Origin of the sequence: Roseovarius sp. 217 (genome assembly GCF_000152845.1) — a bacterium.
GTDB lineage: Bacteria > Pseudomonadota > Alphaproteobacteria > Rhodobacterales > Rhodobacteraceae > Roseovarius.
Genome location: NZ_CH902584.1, coordinates 1,060,341 through 1,082,662 on the forward strand (window position 1 = coordinate 1,060,341; position 22,322 = coordinate 1,082,662).

The following is a 22,322-nucleotide window of genomic DNA, read 5'->3' on the forward strand; positions in this document are numbered from 1 at the left end:
CCATGCAAAATAATCCGCAGCATGCTGATTTAATCAGCCTGCAACACCGCCACGCACTGTCCGGGCAGATCCGCCATGGTCAATTCCCGCTTGGGCACAGGCTTGGGCGCGTTGGGATCAGGCGGCGGTGGATTCAGAATATTACGCACCCACTGTTCCGCTTCGGCACAGCCATCCCCCGATGGCGGCGCATCCTGCGGTACGCAACCCCTTGCCCCAGAAGGGCAATTCAGCCTGACGTGGAAATGATAGTGATGCCCGTACCATGGTCGCACCTTGCCCAACCACGCTCTGTCACCGCCTTGTTCATCCCTGCACATCTGCACCTTGGCACCGGCAAAGATAAAAATTCGCGCTGTGCGTGGGTCTTTCGCGGCAGCTTTGACAATCTCGTGATGGGTGCGGGTCCAGCTGCTGTTGGTATAGGCGCCATTCGCCCTTTGCATTGAAATCGAAGAGATATTTTCTCGCTGAACCGCCGTCAGATTGAGATTGTCTGCCGGTCTCAGCCAAATGTCCGCGTCCAGCCCCATCTGGTGACTGGCATGCCCGGTCAGCATCGGCCCGCCGCGCGGCTGGCTGATATCCCCCACATACAGGCCGCTCCACCCCGGCTGCTGCGCCGCGACGCGCGACAGTTTTTGAACAAGATCAATGGTTTCCGGGTGCCCCCAATTTCGGTTTCGGCTGAGCCGCATCGCCTGCCAAGTCGGTCCGGTCTCGGGCAAGGCGACACCCCCTGCCAGACAGCCCTTGGCATAGCTGCCATAGGCTGCGGGACTGTGTTCAGACCCGCGCGCCTCAGCGCCGAACAGTCGCTTGGCCTGAACCCCTTGCATCGCCGCCGGGATACTCTGGCTCGACAGGATACCGGCTGGCTCGGGTTCTGGTTTGGACGGCGTACAGCTTGCCAACCCAAGCACAAGCGCGCTGATGACTATGATCCGACCCATGTGTCCTTGTCCCCTTCCGCCTTGACCCAACGTAACAGAACGAGGCCAATCACGAAAAGCAAAATCACCGGTGACACCCCGATGCGCGCCGACCCGCTCAGCGTTGTCACCATCCCGATCAACGCCGGAGCCATGAACGCCGTCGCCCGTCCTGAAAGACCATAAAGCCCAAAGTTTTCAGTGGGTAAGGCTGGATCTGTGTGCCTCACCATCAGCGACCGGCTGGCCGATTGCAACACCCCGCCAAAGCCACCGATCAGCACGCCACAGCCGAAAAAAACCACGTCCGGCAGCTTGGACCCGTCGGCCAGCGGCACCCCTAGAATCTGGCTCCGGTCCATGCCCACAACAATGACGCAAACCGCCATCAGCGCCCAGATCGCCACTTTGATCACGGGCTTGGGGCCAAACCGCTTGTCCGCCTTGCCTCCGACCCAGCTAAACACCGCCCCGGCAATCGCACCGATGATCCCGAACACGCCGACAGAGGTGATCGACCAGTTCAGCACCAGAATGGCATAGGTCCCGCCAAAGCCATAGAGCCCGTTGAGCGCGTCGCGGTAGAACATCGACGATCCCAGATAGGTGCTCAGACTCAGCCGGTACCGCAAGCTCTTGAGGGTCATGAGCAAGGTCGCAAGGGCATCCGACACGCCCCGGCCATGCCCCTTGGGGCCGGTGTCACGCACCCAGAGGAAATAGGGCACCATGAAGATCAAATACCACAGCGCCGTGAACGGCCCCACCGCCCGCGTGCCTTCACGCAGCGTGGCATCCAGCCCAAAGGCCGGATCAAGCCCGATCAGCGTTTTGCCGTTCGATTGCTCGACAAACAGCGCCAGAACAATCAAGAGCGACACCACCCCGCCGACATAGCCAAAGGCAAAGCCGGAACCGGACAGGTTTCCGACCTCCTCCGCTGTCCCCAAGGAGGGAAGCTGCGAATTGATGAAAATGAGCGCGTATTCCGCGCCGATGAACCCGAACCCAAAGGCCATCAGCCCCCACCAGAGGTTCGATCCGTCCGGCATCGTGCCCCAGACCGCCGTGGCCCCCACGACATACATCATGGAAAACACGATAATCCACGACAACCGCCGCCCCGAGGTATCGGCAAAGGCCCCCATGATCGGCGCGCCCAGCCCGATGATCAGCCCCGTCACCGTCAGACACCACGACCACATCGCCTGAGCACGAGCATCCGCCACGTCTTCAGCAAGACCCGTTCCGATGAAATACTCGGACGCGACCGTGGCAAAATAAGGTCCAAAGACAAAGGTCACCAGCAGGGTGTGATACGGCTGACTCGCCCAGTCAAAGAAATACCAGCCCCAGATCCGCTTGCGCCGCGATACGCCTGTCATGCCCCAACCCCTTTGGTTTCAAAGGGATATGACAACCGTTGCGCCGTTTGCGCAAGCTATTCCTGAGCATCCTGCATGGGCGGCCAGGGACGTGTGGACTCCGCCGCAACCCAGGCGGCGGCCCAATCAGGCATGGCGGGCGCGCTCATGTCCTGTCCTATTTCGGCCACCACGCGATCCGGCGCAATGATCCCGTCGCGCCCCGTGATGGCGGAACGCAGCAGGATGTGGTTGGCACATTCACCCGACGCCTTCCACATGGATTGCTCGACATAGACGAATTTATCATCCCATGACAGCAACCGAGAGCGCATCTCGATCCGCTCGAACATGGTAATCCGGCGGCGATAGCGCACACTCGCCCCGGCAATCGCCAGCCCCCAGCGATTGCGTTTGAGCGCGCCAATCAGCCCCACACGCCCCGCCAGCGGTATCCGCCCCAGATCAAAAATCGTGAGCGTCCGCCCATTGTTCAACTCGCGCCACAGGTCAATGTCCCATGGCATGCAGATATGGTGCGACACATGCATTCCCGTCAGCGGCAGGCGCGGGGATTTGCGATAGAGAAACAACTGCCACATCAGGCGCAGAACGGGATACATCGGCATTCTCCTTCACCGGGCGGCTTGGCATCCCCGCCAGCAGGCGTCAACCGCGACCACGCGTCAGACTTGCGCTTTGCGATGGCGTTTAATAGGTCATAGTGGCTCAGCCCCCAGAGGACGCCCACCCATGCAATCGCTTTTCCAAATCCTGATGCTCCTGCTCGATATCCTTTGGTTCTTCATCATCGCGCATGTGATCATGTCATGGCTGATCAATTTTCAGGTCTTGAACCTGCGGCAGCAATTCGTGGCGCAGGTCTGGTATGGTCTCAATCGCCTGCTGGAACCGATCTATAGCCGCGTCCGCCGCATCCTGCCGCCGATGTCCGGCATTGATCTGGCCCCGCTGGTTGTTCTGGTTGCGGTCTATGCGCTGCGGATCGTGCTGATCAACAACGCTGCCGCATTTTACTGATGTCCGGGGCTTGTTCACCGAATCTTAGTATGAAAAACTTTCTGTAAGAGCAGATAGATAAATCTTACAGGAAACTCCCATGCCAGGCGCTGCCACGCTTTTGCGCGATGTGTTCGGATTCGATGCCTTTCGTCCCGGGCAAGAAGAGATCATTCACACCGTCGCCACCGGCTGCAACACGCTGGCCATCATGCCCACGGGGGGTGGAAAATCCCTGTGTTTTCAGATCCCTGCGCTGATGCGCGAGGGTGTAACGGTTGTCATATCCCCCCTCATTGCCCTGATGCGCGATCAGGTCCGCGCTCTCAAAGCCGCAGGCGTCGAGGCGGGTGCCCTCACCTCCGGCAACACCGAGGAAGAAACCGCCGAGGTTTGGCAGGCGCTTGAGGCGGGGCGCCTGCGCCTGCTCTATATCGCACCGGAACGGCTTGCGGCGGGGTCATCGCTTGGCATGCTGCGCCGCATCGGTGTGGGCCTCATCGCCGTCGATGAGGCCCATTGCGTAAGCCAGTGGGGCCATGATTTCCGCCCCGATTATCTGCGCATCGGCGAGTTGCGCCGCGCGCTCAACGTGCCGCTTGCCGCCTTTACCGCCACCGCCGATGCCGAAACCCGCGACGAAATCGTCGAGAAACTGTTTGACGGGCAGGCACCGCAGATTTTCTTGCAAGGCTTTGACCGGCCCAACATCCACATGGCTTTTGCCGCCAAGGATAATCCGCGCGCGCAGATCATGGCCTTCGCCGCCGCCCGCAAGGGGCAGTCGGGCATCGTCTACTGCGGCACCCGCGCCAAGACCGAAACCCTCGCCCGCGCGCTCTTGGACGCCGGGCATTCCGCCTGCGCCTATCACGGCGGGATGGAGGCCGAGGCCCGGCGCGTCGTCGAAGGGCGCTTCAGCAGCGAGGATGGGCTGATTGTCGTGGCCACCGTCGCCTTTGGCATGGGCGTGGACAAGCCGGATATCCGCTGGGTCGCGCATGCCGACCTGCCCAAGTCCATCGAAGGCTATTATCAGGAAATTGGTCGCGCCGGGCGCGATGGCGCGCCTGCCGAAACGCTGACGCTCTTTGGCCCCGATGACATCCGCCTGCGCCGCTCGCAGATCGACGAAGGCTTGGCCCCGCCCGACCGGCGCATGGCCGATCACGGGCGGCTCAACGCCCTTCTGGGTCTGGCCGAGGCCTTGGAATGCCGCCGCGCCACGCTCTTGCGCTATTTCGGAGAGACCGCCACCCCTTGCGGCAATTGCGATCTCTGCGACACCCCGCCCGAAACCTTTGACGGCACCGAGTCGGTGCGCAAGGCGCTCTCGGCGATCCTGCGCACCGGCGAGAGCTTTGGCGCAGGCCATCTGATCGACATTCTCACCGGCACCGCCACCGACAAAATACGCCAACGTGGGCATGAGACGCTCCCCACCTTTGGCGTCGGGCGCGACATGGACAAACGCGGTTGGCAAGGCGTCTTTCGTCAGATGATGGGGCGCGACCTGATCCGCCCGGATCGCGAACGCCATGGCGCGCTCGTGATGACAGAGACCGCCCGCCCGATCCTGCGCGGCGAAGACAGCGTCACCCTGCGCCGCGACACGATCAACCACACCCCGCGCCCCGCCGTGCGTGCCCTTGTGTCAGACGAAGACGCACCACTCCTCTCGGCCCTCAAGGCCAAGCGACGTGCATTGGCAGAGGCCGCCAGCGTCCCCGCCTATATCGTCTTCAACGACCGGACGCTGATCGAGATGGCCGAAACCCGACCCGAAACGCTCGATCAAATGGCCCGGATCAGCGGCGTCGGCGCGAAGAAACTAGAGCGGTATGGCGCGGAATTCCTCGAAGTGATCACCGGGGCGGCCGATCCCGTGCATCCCACGCGCCGCAAACTCGCCGGCAGCACCGCAGGCGAGGTTTACGACCGGCTGATGCAGGCACAGGCCGATCTGAGCCGGGGCGAGACCGGCATCGACCGCCCCCTCAGTTGCTCTGCGTCATTGGTCGCCAAAGTCGCCAGCCAGAAACCCCGCACCGCGCAAGAGATGCAGCGCTTGCTCGGCGAAAAATATGCCGACCGTTTTGGCGCTGCCTTTCTGGACGTTCTGCACGCCGCGTCCTAGATCACGCAAAGCGCTGCACAAAGGATCATTGAATGCTCGTCGTCGTCTCCCCCGCCAAGAAACTGGATATGACCCCGGTCGAGGGGATCACGCCCACCCGGCCCCAATTCACCCACGAGGCCGGGGAGTTGGCGCAGGTGGCGCAGGGGCTGAACGTGGGCGACCTGCAAAAGCTGATGCATATCAGCGAGAGTCTTGCGCGCCTCAACGTCAACCGCTTTGCCGATTTCGGGCAGATGGCGGAAAAACCCGCCGCGCTTGCCTTTGCTGGCGACACCTATCAGGGGCTCGAGGCCGGGTCGCTCGACCCCGAGGAAATGGCCTGGGCGCAGGAGCATTTCCGCATTCTGTCCGGGCTCTACGGTGTTCTGCGCCCACTTGACGCGATAGAGCCCTATCGCCTCGAAATGGGCAGCCGGTTGAAAACCGCGCGTGGCAAGACGCTCTATGACTATTGGGGCGCGCAGATTTCCGAGGCTCTGAATACACAGGCCCAAACCCTTGGCACCGAGACGCTCATCAACTGTGCCAGCCAGGAATACTTCGGCGCGGTGAATCGCGCTGCGCTGACCCTGCGGGTCGTCACGCCGGTTTTCATGGAGGACAAGGCAGGCACGCCAAAGATCGTCAGCTTTTACGCGAAACGTGCGCGCGGGGCGATGGCGCGGTTCATCATCCAGCACCGCCTGACAGATCCCGATGCGATCCTTGACTTTGACAGCGGTGGCTATCGCCATGACGCCAGCCTGTCAAAACCCGATCAGCCGGTGTTCCTGCGCGATCACCCGACCGCCTGAACCGGCTCAACCGCCCCCTCAGGCGCGCGTGCGCCTTTGGGGCAAGCGGCAATGATGTGAGCAAGGATCATCTCCTTGCGCAGCGGTTTGGTCATATAGTGATCCAACCCGGCCGCCAGAATTTGCGCGTCATCCCCGGTCATCGCATGGGCGGTCATCGCCACGATGGGCACATGCCGCCCACTCTGCGCCTCAATCCCGCGAATGGCGCGCGTGGCCTCCTTGCCATCCATTTCCGGCATGGAAATGTCCGGCCTTATGTATCAAACGCACCAACAATCTAGGCAGCCGACTCATAAAACTCGATCCACAGCCTGATCGATGCCAGTTTGATCATCGACAGGAAATTGCGTGAGGTCTTCTCGTATCGGGTTGCGATACGGCGGAACGAGGCTTTCAGCCTGCCAAAGAAGCGCTCGATTTTGTTGCGTTCCCGGTAGATTTCAGCATCAAATTCGGCGGGTAGTTTACGGTTGGCCTTGGGAGGGATCACGTCGATAGCCCCCTGTTCCCAGATCATATCCCTGATCCAGTCTGCGTCATATGCTTTATCCGCGAGCACATGTTGTCCAGGTTGCAAGTTGTCCAGTAGCGTCTTGCACGGCGGCGCGTCATGGGCTTGACCGGGTGTCAATTCATATCGGATCGGCAGCCCATCCTGATTGGTAAGTGCATGTATTTTCGTCCCTAATCCGCCCCGTGAACGACCTAAACAGCGGCGTGGGTCTTTTTTTGAGCGTGGTGGCGGAATGATGCGCACGCACGCTGGTCCCGTCGACCATCACCATGTCAACGTTATGCGCGTCGGCGATGGCCTCCATGATCCGGTCCCAGTGGCCTGCATAGCTCCACCGGTTGAAGCGGTTGTAGACCGTGGTCGGTGGGCCGTATTGCTCTGGTAGATCAGCCCAAGGGATGCCGGTGCGCAGGACGTAGAAAATGCCGTTGATCACGCGGCGGTCATCAACCCGCTTCTTGCCACGTGTTTTGTTGGGCAAGACAGCTTTGATGAACTCCCATTCCAGATCGCTCATATCTGATCGCGCCATTTGCATTCTCCCGCCCAGTTTTGTGCGAGAGTGAATCACAAACTTATGCTTCTAAACAAGAATTAATGAGTGTGCTGCCTAGCTGATTTTCGCGCCCATGTGAATCACAATGCGGGTATGTTGGATAAGACAGTCACAAACGCATTGCTGCACCTTCGAGCGCAGATGATCCGCGACAGCCTAGACGGTCTGGAGCATGTAGAGGCGTTGCTTGTGATGCGCGGTGTTGATCTGTCTGCGCATGCAGTTCCCCGCAAGATCGCTCAGAGGCGTGATACGTCGATACTGGCAATGGACGCTCTGCGCAGCGGTCCTAAGACTGGCAAGGAAGTGTCGCTCTATGCCGCATCAGTCACTGATATGACCTATGAGGAAGCGCGCGGGCGCATGTATCAGGCGCTGCACAATCTGCGGCGCAAAGGCTGGGTGGAACGTAACGGAGCGCTATGGGGAACTTCGCAATTTCCCATATGAGAGCCAGAGAGGCCCGCACAGTGCCGATTTCTTTTTTTGACTACCCATTCCCCGAATTTAAAAGACGCAACTCCAGTTGCCCTTCTATGGACTCTGAGCGGCACATGCCCTATGGTCAAAAGGAAGGGGTCACGCTAATTCTAGCGGACCCCCTCTAAACCACGTTGTCGAGCAACGCAAACACACAACATATGTCCCACAGAATGGACAAACAGTCAATGCTCGATAACCCCATCAACAAGGAATAATCGAGCATGGTTTTCGCTGAGATAGAAGATTACACAATTGCGGCACCTCATTTTGATGATCAAAATGAAATGATGAAGCTTGATGTTTCAGCATCTTGGGTGAAGCAAAACGCAATCCACTTGCGCCGACAATCCTTAATGGATTTTTGGACGTGTGTTAAAGGGTGCGCGCCGCCCGTAAACAATATTGGATATCACGAAGATGGCAGAAAGGTTGTTCTGAAAGGTATGCTGGCCTCTCATGCGGTTTACCGTGGATTGGAGCGACCAATTGATGGGTCCGACAATGGAGAAGAGGTGTATGTTTTTATATCCAGCCCGAGTACTTTCTATAGGTATGTACCGCATATGGTTTGCGTTGCAAAATCATGCCCAAGTCCTAAAAATGCCGTTTTCGCTTGCTATGTTCGTCGTTATAAGCAAGAGACATCTGCTGGCTCAAGTGGTATGATCCTTTCGTGGGAATGGGTAAAGAACGACGAAAACGCGCCAACCGTTCCTTATGAGGCAGAAGTCAGATACAAGGTGCAAGTTTGGAGGCTGTAATGACAAAACATGTTGAATCGACGGACTTCCAGCCCGTTGAAGGCAAGGAGTTTTCTAAAGTAGCCGTGTATTTCCCCAGCATGGATTACATCGACTATGTACAACGGGATACCCTTACAATTTCGGATCGTATAGATCAGTTTTTGACAATAACTTATGATGAAGACGGGGAGATGGTGGGTTTCCGGCTAAAGGGCTTGAAGAACGTATTTCTTAAAAAAATAAAGCCCACGCTTCAACTCACCGACAGTGACTTCGTTCATGTCCGTGACATCTTCATTGCTCTTGTTTCCCAATTTGGCGATGCCCTAATTTCGGATAACGCGAAGAGGTCTGCGTACAAGAAAGCTTATAAGTTGTCAGAAAGCGACAACGTGACGCTCGATGTGTCAGAATATAAAATGGCAGCGTGAACATTAAGCCGCGCGCTGCCAATACCCTTTCCAATTACGGCTAACTGGCGCGTCCATTGCGTTAGACACCAGACGGTGTGCCAGTTCGCCGTTGTCAAAGCGACGGTTGTCCTCAAGCCATGCAGCGTGGTTCGCATACTGGTAAAGGTATTGCGGGCTAACGTGGTGATGCTGGCCTGTCACCATGCGGCGCAGGCGCGAGAAATAGCTTTCAACCATGTTGGTGTGCTTGCCGTGGTCGCTGTAAATCTCACTGTGGTTCACGCGGTCAACCGACCAGCCCATGTGCAACTCATCCCAATGGCTTGCCTCATCGGCTGACATGGTGGCCATGCGGCACACGTTCTCGTTTGCCAGTGCAACGCCTTCGGCCTCAGACATGCCTACAACGGGCAGGGTGCGGCCAGTGCGCTCACGCATGGCGATAACCACGCGGCGCTTGCCGGTCTGGTGTGCTTTCAAGCGGCGGTCCTTGCGGTCTGCCTTGGCGTTCTCAGGGCGAATATGGCCGCCAAAGTATGCGCCATCAATCTCGACGTGGCCTTGCAGCACTTCGCCTGTCTGGACCTCTTGCGCCATTGCCTCGCGCAGTTTGTGCGCCAGAACGAAAGCGGTCTTGTATTGGCAGTCCAGATCGCGGGAAAGCTGGATCATGGAAACGCCCTTGGCCCCATTCACGATGATGCAGATCGCGGCCAGAAGGTCTACAAAATCCATCTTGCGGCTGGCAAAGATCGTGCCGCTCGTCACGCTGAATTGGTGCGCGCATGCCTTGCACTTAAACTTGCGGCGCGTGGTGATCTTGTAGGTCTCATGGTTCGAACACCGCGGGCAAACTGCCTCGCCATTTGTCTCAGACCAGCGCATTTCGCAGAACGTCTGGTAAGCCGCGTCTTCGCCTGCCTTGTAGATCTGGCGAAGGCTGAGTGTGCGTGATGCTGCTGAGAGAAGAAAATGCTGGGCCATTGTCACTACATCCGTTTCTTATGTAACGTATATAGTGCGTTGACGTATCCCATGCAAGGGCATAAGTAATAAATATGATACTTTTAAACATAAAGGTGATACATGCCGACACAAACGGAATGGGAAATGAAGGCCGCAAACCTTCTAAAAGCAGAGCTGAAGCGGAAAGGCGTGACTTATGCTCAGCTAGTTGAAAAGCTGGCAAATATTGGAATCAGTGAAAAGGAAGTGAACGTCCGCAACAAGCTATCCCGAGGGAAGTTTTCGGCGGCGTTTATGTTGCAATGCCTAAACGCTATTGGATCATATCAGTTACACTTGGACTAGCAGTAATTTTAGCGATTGGATGGGGCGTCTATGCTACTGGTCTAAAATTGGGCGAAACCAAAGCCAAGAATGCCTATCACACCAGCCGCTATGCCGCACATGCCACTAATCAAATAGAGCAATCCTGCCTCATTAGTGACCTGTCCAATTTTTCTAAATGCGTAGCCGAAATTATAAACTCCACCAACGAGGACCAACGCGCTCAGGATGACCTTGAGGCCCAAACGGAAATGGCCCTGTGGGCTTTTTGGATGCTTGTAGCCACTGTAATAGTGGCCTTGATTACTGGCCTTGGTGTAATCTTTGTTTGGCAAACCCTCAAGGCCACCCAAAGAATGGCCACTGACACCAGGGAAATCGGCCAAGCGCAAACTAGGGCATATCTTAGTATCACTGGTGCAAAATACTTCCGAAATGGAAGGCCCGGACGTGAAGGCCATAATTATGTAAGGCTTACTATCCACAACAGCGGTAACTCTCCGGCCAGAAATGTGAATCTCCGCGTAACTGACGTCAGAGTGGAGGCGGATATCTCGGTTGACCTCTTTTCTAAGCCAAAGCAGATTGGTGATATTGCGAGCGGGGACAAAAAGAATGTCGATATTCTTTTCGCGGAGCCGTTCGAGGTGAAGGGGTACGTTTCGTTCACGGTTTACGTGTGTATTTCCAGCAAAACGGTTTTCAAGAATGACGGTGTTATTCGCGAGTTTGGAAGCGTTAATCACAGAGTGAAAACTATAAACAGGGAAAACATGGCTGTTGTTCCTATCTTCCAAATCACAAATGGAAACCGCAACGCATAGTGCCAATGTGCTAATCATCGCTCAGCCCTCGGGTTGGTGCGTTTGATACATAAGGCCGGAAATGTCCATGAAAACCACATCCGGCACGAGCGCGCGATAGAGCTCCACCGCCTCACGCCCATTCTCGGCAAAGCTCAACTCGATATCCAACCCCCTGACCATCTTGGAAAACACAAGGCGGTTGGTCCTGTTATCCTCAGCCGCCAACACCCGCATGGGTCGCGCCTGCACAGGGTCTGATGGCATCAACGCGGCCAGCACACCAAACAGATCCCGCCGCGCCACAGGCCTTTGCAGCACCGCCTGCACATGCACGCGGGCCGGGTCCTGCTCGGCATAGCCGGTGTTGTGGCTCAGCAGGAGAAACGGCATGCCATGCCCTGCATCGCGCAGCGCCTCGGCCAGCTCCAGCCCGTCCATCCCGACCATATTGTGATCACTCACCACCAGATCAAAACCCGCGCCCACCTGCACCAAGGCCTCTGCCGCGTTCTGGCAACTGACCACCGCGACGCCCAACTGCTCCAATTGGCGTTCCAGGATGGCCCGGCTAGTCGCTTGCGGCTCGACGATCAGCGCCCTGAACTGGCCGTTGATCAGATTGGGCATATCCGCCTCGACAATCTCCGCCACTGGCAAGGACACCGAGAAGCCGAAGGTCGACCCCTTGCCCGGCTCAGAGTCGACCCAGATCTTGCCGCCCATCAGCCGGATCAGCTTTTGCGAGATGGCAAGGCCAAGGCCGGTCCCCTCGAACTTGCGGTTGCGCTCGTCATCGACCTGATTGAACTCGCCAAAGATATGGTCGATCTTATCCGGCGGAATCCCGATGCCGGTATCCTCGACCGTCACATGCACGCTCGCCCGCCCCTCGGCATCAGGATGAACGCCCGTCACCCGCACCAGAACATGGCCCGATTCCGTGAACTTCACCGCATTGCCCAGAAGGTTTGTCATGATCTGCCGGATACGTCCCGGATCACCGACGAACCGCGTGGGGAGAAACAGATCGTAATCCACCAGCAACTCTAGCCCTTTATCGCGGGCATTGACCTGCATCAGCGTCACCAGCTCGTGAATACACCGCTCCAGATCAAACGGCTCGGCGTGCAACACCAGCTTTTCGGCCTCGATCTTGGAATAATCCAGTACATCATTGATGATCACCAAAAGCGCCTCACCGGAAGTCTTGATGGTCGACGCAAAGAGCCGCTGCTCTTCGGTCAGATCGGTTTCCATCAACAGTTCTGCCATGCCCACAACCCCATTCATCGGCGTGCGGATTTCATGGCTCATATTGGCGAGAAACGATGATTTCGCCCGGTTTGCCGCCTCTGCGCGCCGCCGCGCCTCGGTCAATTCTTTCTCATGCCGGATCGTATCTGTGATATTGAGCGCAAGGCTCACCATATCGCCACCATGTCCACGCTGATCAATCAGCTTGATATAATGCCCATTCCAGAGCCGGATCACCTCTGGTTCAGGCGCGAAACTCTGCCAGCGATCCAGCATCTTCTCCCGCCATTCATGCGGTTTCAGCGCGCCGATATTGACGACCCCCTCTTCTGTGATGAATTGCAGGATCTCGATATAGCTCACGCCGGGCTTGACGGCTTCCAACCCGTCGAACACCGCGAGATAGGCATTGTTGGCCGCAATCATCCGACTGTCGGCATCAAAGAAGGCAAAGCCATCCTGAATCGTCTCGATCGAATGCCAGAGCCGACGTTCGGCAATCTCGACCTTTTGATAGGCGTCATTCAAATCGGATTTGACGCGCTGGTTCTCGTCGCGGACGGTCTGCACCTCGGCCCGCGTCTCATGGATCTCATGCGACAGGGCAAGCGCATGCTTACCCAGCTTGCGATTGGCGGCCTGCAATTCGGCCTGTTTCTGTTCCAGCAGGCGTTCAGCGGCCAGTCTGGCGCGCCGTTCTTCTGCCAACTTATTCGCGAGGCTCATGCCCGTGCTCCGACATGCCGGATCGTGATCGTCCCACAATCCGGCATCGTCGTGAACAAGCGGTTAAGGCCGCTGAAAATACCGGCTCAGAGCCGTTCAATCGCCAAGGCAATCCCCTGACCGCCACCAATGCACATGGTAATGATCGCGCGCTTACCCCCGGTCCGCTCCAACTCATAGAGCGCCTTGACCGTGAGAATAGCACCGGTCGCCCCAACCGGATGGCCAAGCGCAATGGCCCCCCCATTGGGATTGACCCGGGCAGGATCAAGACCAAGCCCCTTGTTGACCGCAAGCGCCTGCGCGGCAAAGGCCTCGTTCGACTCCACCAGATCGAAATCCGATGCTGCCAGGCCGATCCGCTTGAGCAGATTTTCCACCGCAGGCACCGGACCGATACCCATCACCTGAGGGCGCACCCCGGCATGAGCATAGCCAAGGATGCGCGCGCGTGGCTTAAGGCCAGCCGCCTCTGCGGCATCGGCACGCGCCAGCACAAGGGCGGCGGCCCCATCGTTGATGCCGCTGGCATTACCGGCGGTCACGGTGCCATCCTTCTGGAACACGGTCTTGAGACCGGCAAGCGCTTCGGCGGTGGTCGCCTTGGGATGCTCGTCGGTGTCAAACGCCACCATGTCGCGTTTCACCCGCACCTCGACCGGCACGATCTGGGATTTGAACCGCCCCTCGCTGATCGCCGCACCGGCACGCCGCTGGCTCTCGAGCGCAAAGGCATCCTGATCGGCACGGCTGATGCCATGTTCTGCCGCGACATTCTCGGCGGTGACACCCATATGTCCGGTGCCAAAGGGACAGTTGAGCGCCCCCAGCATCATGTCGAGCGTCTTCACATCGCCCATCTTTGCACCCCAGCGTTGGTCGGGGATGATAAAGGGCGAGCGGCTCATGTTCTCGGACCCGCCTGCAAGGCCGAAATCGGCATCGCCCAGCATCAGGGATTGCACGACCGAGACAATGGCCTGCGCCCCCGAACCGCAGAGGCGGTTGACGTTCATCGCCGGTGCCGTATCCGGAATCCCTGCCTCCATCGCGGCCACGCGGCTCACATACATGTCACGCGGTTCGGTGTTGATGACATGGCCAAAGACCACATGCCCGATCTGCCCGCCCTCGACACCGGACCGCGCCAAGGCCTCGCGCGCCACGATGGCCCCAAGCGTGGTGGGTGGCGAGCCCGCAAGCGCGCCGCCAAAAGTGCCAATCGCCGTGCGGCAGCCGTCCAGAATCACGATGTCGGTCATGGGTATCCTCCCCCCGGGTTACATTGCGGCGAGCCTAGCGGCTGCGGCACGCTCATGGCAACGGGGACGTGTCGTCAGACGGCGCAATCCTCACGGACAGAGCGCGATCCGGCCCGTTTCCGTCAAGAGCGACGCCTCGCGCCCCTCGAACACCGCTGGCCAGAGCGGACGGCCATAGGCGGCACCACCATCCAGATCAATGCGGTTGCCGAAATGGGTGGGCATCTCAAGAGCGGTGTGCCCATGCACGACAAGCCAGGGGTGCGCACCCTCATGGTCGAGAAACCCGTCCCTGATCCACATCAGGTCCGCGGGATCTTGGGCGGGCAAGCTAAGGCCGGGCCGGATACCCGCATGAACAAAGAGCAACTCGCCCACCTCTTGCCAGAGCGGCAAACCCGCCAGCCAGTCGCGATGCGCTTGCGGCACGGCACGCCGGGCGGCCTCCCACGCGGTCGCGTCTTCCGTCACGTCGAGCCCGTAGGAGGCCAATGTCGTGGCCCCGCCCAAACGGTGATGCAGCCAGGACAGGCCAGAACGGATATGCGGTGACTTGATCACGCCAGTATCGAGGAAGTCCATGAACATCTGATCGTGATTGCCGCGCAGCACGGTCCAGGGGCGGCCCTGCGCCTGCGCCACCCGCAATCGCTCGATCACGGCACGGGAATTGGGGCCACGATCGACCAAATCCCCCAAGAAAACGATGCGCGCCTCCGCCCCGCCATCCCGCGCGACAAGATCGAGCGCGGCCTCGAGCAAGGCATCCTGCCCGTGAATATCGGGGATGGCATAGATTGGATCTGTCATGGTCCCGTTGAACTCCTGCGTGCCGTGGATGTCCAGAAGGATTAGCAAAAAGCCGCCCCGAAGGGCGGCCCGTTTCACGCGTTAGGCAACGTCGAACTTCAACTCGCGAATCTGCTGGAATTTTCCAGTGGCATGCAGCGCCTTGATCGCCGCCTCAGGTACTGGCGCATCAACATAGAGCAACGCAATCGCCTCGCCCCCCGCATCCGACCGGCCAAGGGTGAAATTCGCGATGTTGACGCCGTTCTCGCCCATGGTCATCCCCAAGGTGCCGATGATGCCCGGCACATCCTCGTTGGTGGTATAGAGCATGTGACGACCGATTTCGGCGTCGATATTGATGCCCTTGATCTGGATAAAGCGCGGTTTGCCATCCGAGAACACGGTGCCACCAATCGAGCGCTCACGCTTGTCCGTGACGACCGTGATCTTGATATAGCCCTCGAAAGCGCCGGATTTGTCCTGCTTGGTGGTGCTGATCTTGACGCCGCGCTCCTTGGCCACCACCGGGGCCGAGACCATGTTGACCTCGGGGTTCACGCATTTCATGATCCCCGCCACAGCGGCAGAGGTGAGCGCGCCAAGGTTCATCTCGGACACCACCCCGTCATAGAGGATGTTGATCGCCTTGATCGGCTCGTCGGTCATCTGGCCGATGAAATTGCCCAGATGATCCGCCAGCTTGATCCACGGCCCCATCACCTTGGCCTCTTCCGCCGTCACCGACGGCATGTTGAGCGCGTTGGTCACAGCCCCTGTGAGCAGATAGTCGGACATCTGTTCCGCCACTTGCAGGGCGACATTTTCCTGCGCCTCGGTGGTGGCGGCCCCCAGATGCGGCGTGCAAACCACATTGGGCAAACCAAAGAGCGGGTTGTCCACCGCCGGTTCCTCGGTAAACACGTCAAAGCCCGCGCCCGCCACATGGCCGGATTTCAAGAGGTCCGCGAGCGCCTGCTCATCCACCAGACCGCCACGCGCGCAATTGATGACGCGCACGCCCTTCTTGGTTTTCTCCAGGTTCTCGCGGCTCAGGATATTGCGGGTCTGATCGGTCAGCGGCACATGCAGCGTGATGAAATCGGACCGCTTGAGCAATTCCTCAAGCTCGACCTTTTCCACGCCCATCTTGTCGGCCTTTTCCTGTCCCAAAAAGGGATCATAGGCGATCACCTTCATCTTGAGGCCCCGCGCCCGGTCACAGACGATGCCGCCGATATTGCCCGCGCCGATGACGCCAAGCGTCTTGTTAAACAGCTCCACGCCCATAAAGGCGTTTTTCTCCCATTTGCCAGCATGGGTCGATACAGAGGCCTCCGGCAGTTGCCGCGCCACAGCGAACATCATCGCGATGGCATGCTCTGCCGTGGTGATCATGTTGCCAAAGGGCGTGTTCATCACGATCACGCCTTTCTTGCTCGCCGCTTCCTTGTCGATATTGTCAGTGCCGATACCCGCGCGCGCGATCACCTTGAGCTTATGCGCATTGGCGAGGATCTTTTCCGTGACCTTGGTCGCGGACCGGATGGCGAGACCATCATACTCACCGATCACCTCGGCGAGTTTATCCTTGTCCTTGCCAAGTTCGGGGCGGAAATCCACCTCGATGCCCCGATCACGAAAGATCTGGACGGCGGTTTCAGAGAGTTTGTCAGAGACGAGAACCTTGGGGGCCATTGCTGGGCTCCTTGACTGAAAGTCTTGAGGGTGAGACCCGGACTCTTGAACAGAGTCCGGATCAATTTCTTTTCAAGAAATCGGGATCACGCCGATACGGACAGCGCTGCGATCTCGGTCTCGAACGCCCATTTGATCCACGGCATCAGCGCCGCTACATCGGCGGTCTCGACCGTGCCACCGCACCAGATCCGCAGACCGGCAGGCGCATCGCGATAGGCGCCGATGTCATAGGCGACACCTGCCGTTTCCAGCCGCTTGGCAACCGCCTTGGCAAAGCTCGCGCCATCGCTGATCCGGGCATCCTCGAAGGTGAGGCAGACCGACGTATTTGAGCGGATCGCCGGATCAGTCGCCAGAAATGCCAGCCAATCGTTCTGCGCCACGAAATCCTCAACCGCCGCCAAATTGGCATTGGCGCGCGCTTGCAGACCCGTCAGACCGCCCACCGACGCCGCCCAGTCGAGCGCCACAAGGTAATCCTCGACCGCCAGCATCGAGGGCGTGTTGATCGTCTCGCCCACGAATATGCCGTCAATCAGCTTGCCGCCTTTGGTCAGGCGGAAAATCTTGGGCAGGGGCCAGGCGGGGGTATAGCTCTCCAGCCGTTCCACCGCGCGTGGGCTCAGGATCAGCATGCCATGCGCCGCCTCGCCGCCCAGCACCTTTTGCCAGGAAAATGTCGTCACATCGAGCTTGTCCCACGGCAAATCCTGCGCAAAGGCGGCGCTCGTCGCATCGCAGATCGTGAGACCCTGACGATCCGCCTTGATCCAGTCGCCATTCGGCACACGCACGCCAGAGGTGGTGCCGTTCCATGTAAAGACCACATCCTTGTCGGTATCGACCGATGCCAGATCAACGATCTGACCATACTCGGCGGTCTTGACCACAGCGTCGAGTTTGAGTTGCTTGACCGCATCGGTGACCCAGCCTGCGCCAAAGCTTTCCCAGGCCAACATCTCGACGGGGCGCGCGCCCAGCAGGTTCCACATCGCCATTTCCACGGCGCCGGTATCAGAGGCGGGCACGATACCGATCTTGTAATCGGCAGGCACGCCCAGAATGGCGCGGGTGTTCTCGATGGCGGCCTTTAGCTTGGCCTTGCCCCCGGCGGCACGGTGGCTGCGGCCCAAAGGGGCGTCAGACAACATGTCGAGCGTGAATGTGGGGATCTTGGCACAAGGGCCAGACGAAAAACGCGGATTTTCCGGCCGCGTTGCCGGTGCTTCAATAGCCATTTAGCTACCCTCTCAGATAAGCGCCCCTCGTTGGGGAGGGGTGTCCCACTGACGGGATTACGGCCAACCGGGGTCTTTCGCAAGTGCAGAAATGACGCTAGAACGCCGCTTGAGTGAGAAATTGCGACACAGCGCGCCTACGATCGGAAACCTGCCCCATGTTCACCACTACATTGATCGCAGCCCCCGGTGCGCTGCAACCGGCTTTGGTCGAGGCGCTGCGCAACGCTTGGGGTGGCGGCTCTGCACACTGGCTGGCCCCCGACGAGGCGGCGGAGTTCGACATGCCCGAGGTGCCGGGCAACCGATGGGAAATCTGGGCCGAACTGCAAAACCAAGCCGTTGATCTGGTGGTTCAGCCGACAGAGGGGCGGCGCAAGAAAATGCTGCTCGCCGACATGGACAGCACCATGATCCAGCAGGAATGCATTGATGAGTTGGCCGAGGTCGCCGGCGTCGGCGCGCATGTCCGCGCCATCACCGCGCGCGCGATGAATGGCGAGTTGGATTTCGAGGGCGCGCTGATCGAGCGTGTGGCGCTCCTCCGGGATCTGCCCGAAACGGTGATCCAGGACGTTCTGACAAGCCGGATCACCTATATGCCGGGCGGCTCCGCTTTGGTCTCAACCATGCGCGCCACCGGAGCCTATTGCGCGCTGGTCTCGGGGGGGTTTACCGCCTTCACCCAATCGGTCGCGGGACATCTCGGATTTGACGAGAACCGCGCCAACACGCTTTTGGCCGAGAATGGCCGCCTGCTCGGCGATGTCGCCCGGCCCATCCTCGGGCGCGCGGCCAAGGTGCAGGCGCTGGAAGAGATCAGTGCGCGGCTCGGAATCACCGAAACCGACGTTCTCGCCGTCGGGGATGGGGCCAATGATCTGGGTATGCTGGGGCGCGCTGGTGCAGGCGTGGCGCTCCATGCCAAGCCGAGCGTCGCCGCTGAATGTGACATCCGCATCAATCACGGGGATCTTACGGCGCTGCTCTATATCCAAGGCTATGTGCGGGACGAATTTGCCTGATCGAATAAATCCAGGGTATCCCGAGGCGGGTTGATGGCCCCCGCCTCGAGAAGGGAAGAGGAGAGGCGCTCAGGCCCCGATCACCCTTCCGTGGCGGGCAATACGCCCGCATCCTTGGCAGCGGCGATTTCGTCTTCGGTCAGCGCGCCATCGGCATCGGCATCCGCTGCCGTAAAGGTATCCGCCGTCGCCTCAGGCATCGCCTGCTGGAACTCGGACATGGTTACATAGCCATCTCCGTCCGCATCCATCGACGAAAATTCGCCAGCGAGGGCCACAGCGGGCAGGCTCATGGCAATCGCGAAACTGGCTGCAACGAATTCCTTGGTCATGTCGATCTTCCTTCTTTCAGGTTTAGGGGGCGCGGTTGCGCCGCCATGGCCCTAAGATGGGACCACGTTGCCGCGCTGTCGCGGGGGTGATTGAAACCGGGCCAAAAGGCGCGAAATTCAGCCAGACTCAGGGGGTTGCATGCGCGGACCTACGCCGCTCCCCAAGGGCTGGCGAGAAGTGGCGCATGCACGGACCCCGTTTGAGCAATGCCGCGCCGAACCGGTTGCCACTCGGGGATCGGACGGGCTCCAGTCGAACCAGAGCCGAGTCGGGTCAGGCGAGGGCAGCGGCAGGCCGGATCATACCTGTCTCGACCCCGCGCCAATTGACGATCGGTGCATTGCGATACTTGAGCGCGGCTGGATGCGCCGGGTCCAGAACCCCCAACCGTACAAGGATCGAGGCAATCGCACATTCCGCCCCGCGCGTGCCGCCATCGGCGATCTTGAGCGCCACGCCCAGCTTGCGCTGCGGCAGGATCGCGATAAAGAACGCCTCGGCCCCGGTCTTGAGCGCCACAGGCTCGGAACAGGCCCGCATCAATTCGGTGCAGGCCCGCCCCTCCCCGGCCACAAGCGCCGGATGGGCCACCATCGCCTGCCAGAGGCGCACCGCCGCCCGCTCTGCCACATCGCCGCTCTCGGACGCCCCGGCAAACCATGCCATTGCACGGGCCATGCCGTGCAAGCTGCTGGCATGATTGGGCGCGGAACAGCCGTCAATTCCATAAAAGGGCGAGGTTTCCCGCGTCACCGTCTCGAACGCCTCCAGCACCGCTCTTTGTACCGGATGGTCAGGGGCGATATACTCCGGCCCGCCGCTGAGATGGCGGTTGAGCGTCAGAAACCCGGCATGTTTACCGGAACAGTTGTTATGGACCTGACAGGGCGACGTCCCGGAACACAGCAGCGCCTTATGCGCCTCCTTGTCCTGCGGATCATGCGCGCCACAGCGGAAATCATCATCGGTCAAACCCAGATCCGACAGCCAACGAGCGACGCGCCCGGTATGGATCGCCGCCCCGTTATGCGACGCGCAGGCAAGCGCCAGTTGCTCAGTCGTCAGACCCTGCGCATCCGCCGCACCGCTGGTGATCAAGGGCAGGGCCTGGATCATCTTGGAGGACGACCGCGGCAGGATCGTCTCAGAGGGATTGCCCCAGGCCTCGACAATAGAACCGCCTGCGTCACAAATCACCGCATGACCCAAGTGCACGCTTTCGGCCATCGGGCCGCGCCAGATTTCGGTCAAGGGGACAGGTTGGCTCATTGGTTTGCTCCGGCATAACGAGGGTCTGGGCGGGATGTGCGAAAATCCGCCAATTGCGTCTTTCACTTCTCGCCTGTTTCAGGCTAATATTGCAATGTCGAGACGGGACTGGTCGCATATAAAAATATTCCCGTAAAGGGTGACTGGCGACCCATGAATTTGAGGCTCAGGACAGCTTGGAGGCTGGACATATGGTATCACGAATTGCAGGCAGCATGGCCATCGCACTGGCTATGCTGGTCACACCCGCTGCGCAGGCGCAGGGCACAAGCACCAATCAGGTGGCAACAAGCACCGCATGGAGCGTGTTCGAGGATAACGATCCCCGGGAATGCTGGGCCGTGTCAGCGCCGACAGAGTCGGTCAACACCAAAGACGGGCGCGTCGTTGCGGTTCGGCGGGGCGATGTCCTTTTGATGACCTTTTTCCGCCCCGGTGCCGGCGTTCAGGGGCAGATCACCTTTACGGGCGGCTATCCCTTTGCCGGGGGGTCTACCGTCAACCTCAATATCGGCGGTAGCCAATTCGAGCTTTTCACCGAAGGTGAATGGGCATGGCCCGCCAGCACCGACGATGACGCCAAGGTTCTCGCCGCGATGAAGCGCGGGGCCGACGCCGTGCTGACCGCCCGATCCGGGCGTGGCACAGTGACCAAGGATACGTTCTCGCTCTTGGGCTATACGGCGGCGGTCGAAGAGGCTGAGAAACGCTGCAAGTAAACGATCCGGGATTTCTGGACATTGATCAGAGCGGCGGGCCACATTGGCACCGCCGCTTCTTTTTTCGGGTATGCCGCGCTATGCCTCGTCCGTCAGGATCGCGCTGACCTTGAGCGCACGTTGCACATTGCCCTCAACCTTCAATTTGCCCGACATATAGGCCATGATCGGATTCTGCGCCCCGACAGAATGTTGCGAAAGACCTCATCGCTCGCCCTCAGAACCACATCGGCCGCGTCATCACCGGCCTGAGCGCCCTTTTCACTCAACATGACGCTGCCGTGATCCGTGATCACCAGCTTGGCCAGCCCCTTGATCCGGCCGCGCGCCTTGGGGGTCAGGGTGGTAACATAGTCGTCGATGATCGCGCTCATGGGATGCTCTCTGTGTGGTTGCTCGCGGGGGTGATCTTTCCCGGAACGCCGCCCTACGCAAGCGGAACCGCGCGTCAGTCGCCCTGTGTACAATAGCCGCGTACAAAAGGTACGCCCTGTACACCTCTCACCAGCGTGACAGCGCGTCTTCGTCCTCGTCCCGCGCGGCAACCCAATCCGTGCCTGCCTCGGTCACTTCCTTCTTCCAGAACGGCGCGCGGGATTTCAGAAAATCCATAAGAAATTCAGCCGCTTGAAAGGCGTCCGCCCGATGCCGCGCTGCGGTGGCAACCATCATGATCAGATCATCGGGATGCAACATGCCGTAGCGATGGATGATCAAAATATCCCCAAGATTCCAACGACTTGCGGCCTCATTGGCAATGGTATCCAAGGCCTTCTGGGTCATACCGGGATAATGCTCGATTTCCATCGTGCTCAACCGCGCCCCATCGAGGTCTCGCACGATCCCGGTAAAGGTCACGACCGCGCCCATACCGGATTGTTTCGCCACAAATGCATTGGCTTCGGAACCGAGATCAAAGGCAGCCTCCTGCACCCGGACATCCATAGG

Annotated in this window: 24 protein-coding genes and 2 pseudogenes; 9 read left to right on the plus strand and 17 right to left on the minus strand. The window is 59.3% G+C overall.

The features are described 5' to 3' along the window. Window positions 1-29: 29 nt before the first annotated feature. The 3 genes from mepA to ROS217_RS04990 are packed head-to-tail and all read right to left on the minus strand — an operon-like array spanning window position 30 to window position 2,919. Complete coding sequence (mepA, locus tag ROS217_RS04980) at window positions 30-953, minus strand: penicillin-insensitive murein endopeptidase (RefSeq protein WP_009816588.1); 924 nt, start codon at window positions 951-953, stop codon at window positions 30-32. Next, the gene (locus tag ROS217_RS04985; protein WP_009816589.1) at window positions 938-2,317 is read right to left on the minus strand and encodes an MFS transporter; all 1,380 of its coding nucleotides are present in this window, start codon (window positions 2,315-2,317) and stop codon (window positions 938-940) included. The genes mepA and ROS217_RS04985 overlap by 16 nt, the downstream gene beginning before the upstream one ends. A 56-nt stretch (window positions 2,318-2,373) precedes the next feature. Beyond that, window positions 2,374-2,919 (minus strand): acyl-CoA thioesterase, encoded by a 546-nt coding sequence (locus ROS217_RS04990; protein WP_009816590.1) that lies wholly within the window; start codon window positions 2,917-2,919, stop codon window positions 2,374-2,376. Window positions 2,920-3,049: 130 nt separating this feature from the next. Here ROS217_RS04990 and ROS217_RS04995 point away from each other — a divergent pair, with 130 nt between their 5' ends. The 3 genes from ROS217_RS04995 to yaaA all read left to right on the plus strand — a co-directional run bounded on the left by ROS217_RS04995 (window position 3,050) and on the right by yaaA (window position 6,250). Next, complete coding sequence (locus ROS217_RS04995) at window positions 3,050-3,337, plus strand: YggT family protein (protein ID WP_009816591.1); 288 nt, start codon at window positions 3,050-3,052, stop codon at window positions 3,335-3,337. 79 nt (window positions 3,338-3,416) lie between these two features. Further along, window positions 3,417-5,453, plus strand: coding sequence for a DNA helicase RecQ (gene recQ, locus ROS217_RS05000; RefSeq protein WP_009816592.1), 2,037 nt, complete (start codon window positions 3,417-3,419; stop codon window positions 5,451-5,453). A 32-nt stretch (window positions 5,454-5,485) separates the two neighbouring features. Then, on the plus strand, window positions 5,486-6,250 hold the full coding sequence (gene yaaA / locus ROS217_RS05005) for a peroxide stress protein YaaA (RefSeq protein WP_009816593.1): 765 nt from the start codon (window positions 5,486-5,488) through the stop codon (window positions 6,248-6,250). Here the strand turns inward: yaaA and ROS217_RS05010 are convergent. Both ROS217_RS05010 and ROS217_RS23415 read right to left on the minus strand, forming a co-directional pair. Further along, window positions 6,235-6,501: pseudogene (locus ROS217_RS05010) on the minus strand (response regulator); the annotation flags it as partial. The gene yaaA and the pseudogene ROS217_RS05010 sit on opposite strands and share 16 nt — an antisense overlap. Window positions 6,502-6,530: 29 nt before the next feature. Beyond that, window positions 6,531-7,305: pseudogene (locus tag ROS217_RS23415) on the minus strand (IS5 family transposase). Between the two features lie 159 nt (window positions 7,306-7,464). Here ROS217_RS23415 and ROS217_RS05025 point away from each other — a divergent pair. The 3 genes from ROS217_RS05025 (at window position 7,465) to ROS217_RS05035 (ending at window position 8,980) form a co-directional block, all read left to right on the plus strand. Then, window positions 7,465-7,773 carry a hypothetical protein gene (locus ROS217_RS05025; protein WP_157046549.1) on the plus strand — a complete coding sequence of 103 codons (309 nt, stop codon included), beginning with the start codon at window positions 7,465-7,467 and terminating at the stop codon, window positions 7,771-7,773. A 254-nt stretch (window positions 7,774-8,027) separates the two neighbouring features. Further along, window positions 8,028-8,567 carry a hypothetical protein gene (locus ROS217_RS24035; protein WP_157046550.1) on the plus strand — a complete coding sequence of 180 codons (540 nt, stop codon included), beginning with the start codon at window positions 8,028-8,030 and terminating at the stop codon, window positions 8,565-8,567. Further along, window positions 8,567-8,980, plus strand: a complete 414-nt coding sequence (locus ROS217_RS05035) for a hypothetical protein (RefSeq protein WP_009816597.1) — start codon at window positions 8,567-8,569, stop codon at window positions 8,978-8,980. Before ROS217_RS24035 ends, ROS217_RS05035 begins: the two co-directional genes overlap by 1 nt. 3 nt (window positions 8,981-8,983) lie before the next feature. On the opposite strand, the gene ROS217_RS05040 is transcribed toward ROS217_RS05035, so the two are convergent. After that, complete coding sequence (locus ROS217_RS05040) at window positions 8,984-9,946, minus strand: IS1595-like element ISRssp2 family transposase (RefSeq protein ID WP_009816598.1); 963 nt, start codon at window positions 9,944-9,946, stop codon at window positions 8,984-8,986. 126 nt (window positions 9,947-10,072) lie between these two features. Between ROS217_RS05040 and ROS217_RS24640 the strand changes: the two genes are divergently transcribed. Continuing rightward, window positions 10,073-10,273, plus strand: coding sequence for a DUF6471 domain-containing protein (locus ROS217_RS24640; protein WP_009816599.1), 201 nt, complete (start codon window positions 10,073-10,075; stop codon window positions 10,271-10,273). 41 nt (window positions 10,274-10,314) lie between these two features. On the opposite strand, the gene ROS217_RS24040 is transcribed toward ROS217_RS24640, so the two are convergent. The 6 genes from ROS217_RS24040 to ROS217_RS05075 all read right to left on the minus strand — a co-directional run bounded on the left by ROS217_RS24040 (window position 10,315) and on the right by ROS217_RS05075 (window position 18,028). After that, window positions 10,315-11,094: a hypothetical protein gene (locus ROS217_RS24040; protein WP_157046551.1), complete on the minus strand. Its 780-nt coding sequence runs from the start codon at window positions 11,092-11,094 to the stop codon at window positions 10,315-10,317. A gap of 3 nt (window positions 11,095-11,097) precedes the next feature. Then, window positions 11,098-13,038, minus strand: a complete 1,941-nt coding sequence (locus tag ROS217_RS05055; protein ID WP_009816601.1) for an ATP-binding protein — start codon at window positions 13,036-13,038, stop codon at window positions 11,098-11,100. Between the two features lie 86 nt (window positions 13,039-13,124). After that, on the minus strand, window positions 13,125-14,300 hold the full coding sequence (locus tag ROS217_RS05060; protein WP_009816602.1) for an acetyl-CoA C-acyltransferase family protein: 1,176 nt from the start codon (window positions 14,298-14,300) through the stop codon (window positions 13,125-13,127). 90 nt (window positions 14,301-14,390) lie between these two features. Further along, on the minus strand, window positions 14,391-15,110 hold the full coding sequence (locus ROS217_RS05065) for a metallophosphoesterase family protein (protein ID WP_040651123.1): 720 nt from the start codon (window positions 15,108-15,110) through the stop codon (window positions 14,391-14,393). Between the two features lie 81 nt (window positions 15,111-15,191). Beyond that, window positions 15,192-16,787, minus strand: coding sequence for a phosphoglycerate dehydrogenase (gene serA / locus ROS217_RS05070; RefSeq protein ID WP_009816604.1), 1,596 nt, complete (start codon window positions 16,785-16,787; stop codon window positions 15,192-15,194). Window positions 16,788-16,873: 86 nt separating this feature from the next. Beyond that, window positions 16,874-18,028, minus strand: a complete 1,155-nt coding sequence (locus ROS217_RS05075) for a phosphoserine transaminase (RefSeq protein ID WP_040650365.1) — start codon at window positions 18,026-18,028, stop codon at window positions 16,874-16,876. 158 nt (window positions 18,029-18,186) lie between these two features. Here ROS217_RS05075 and serB point away from each other — a divergent pair, with 158 nt between their 5' ends. Then, window positions 18,187-19,053, plus strand: a complete 867-nt coding sequence (gene serB / locus ROS217_RS05080; protein ID WP_009816607.1) for a phosphoserine phosphatase SerB — start codon at window positions 18,187-18,189, stop codon at window positions 19,051-19,053. A gap of 80 nt (window positions 19,054-19,133) precedes the next feature. On the opposite strand, the gene ROS217_RS05085 is transcribed toward serB, so the two are convergent. Then, entirely contained in the window at window positions 19,134-19,385 is a 252-nt protein-coding gene (locus ROS217_RS05085) for an EF-hand domain-containing protein (protein WP_009816608.1), read from the minus strand. Between the two features lie 274 nt (window positions 19,386-19,659). After that, window positions 19,660-20,655: an asparaginase gene (locus ROS217_RS05090; RefSeq protein ID WP_009816609.1), complete on the minus strand. Its 996-nt coding sequence runs from the start codon at window positions 20,653-20,655 to the stop codon at window positions 19,660-19,662. Window positions 20,656-20,870: 215 nt separating this feature from the next. Here ROS217_RS05090 and ROS217_RS05095 point away from each other — a divergent pair, with 215 nt between their 5' ends. Then, entirely contained in the window at window positions 20,871-21,374 is a 504-nt protein-coding gene (locus tag ROS217_RS05095; protein WP_009816610.1) for a hypothetical protein, read from the plus strand. Between the two features lie 78 nt (window positions 21,375-21,452). On the opposite strand, the gene ROS217_RS24875 is transcribed toward ROS217_RS05095, so the two are convergent. From ROS217_RS24875 to ROS217_RS05105, 3 genes are all read right to left on the minus strand, one after another. Continuing rightward, window positions 21,453-21,539: an SCP2 sterol-binding domain-containing protein gene (locus tag ROS217_RS24875; protein ID WP_368072256.1), complete on the minus strand. Its 87-nt coding sequence runs from the start codon at window positions 21,537-21,539 to the stop codon at window positions 21,453-21,455. Continuing rightward, window positions 21,515-21,748 (minus strand): hypothetical protein, encoded by a 234-nt coding sequence (locus ROS217_RS05100; protein WP_009816612.1) that lies wholly within the window; start codon window positions 21,746-21,748, stop codon window positions 21,515-21,517. The genes ROS217_RS24875 and ROS217_RS05100 overlap by 25 nt, the downstream gene beginning before the upstream one ends. A gap of 127 nt (window positions 21,749-21,875) precedes the next feature. Next, window positions 21,876-22,319, minus strand: coding sequence for a molybdenum cofactor biosynthesis protein MoaE (locus ROS217_RS05105; protein ID WP_009816613.1), 444 nt, complete (start codon window positions 22,317-22,319; stop codon window positions 21,876-21,878). Window positions 22,320-22,322 lie beyond the last annotated feature (3 nt).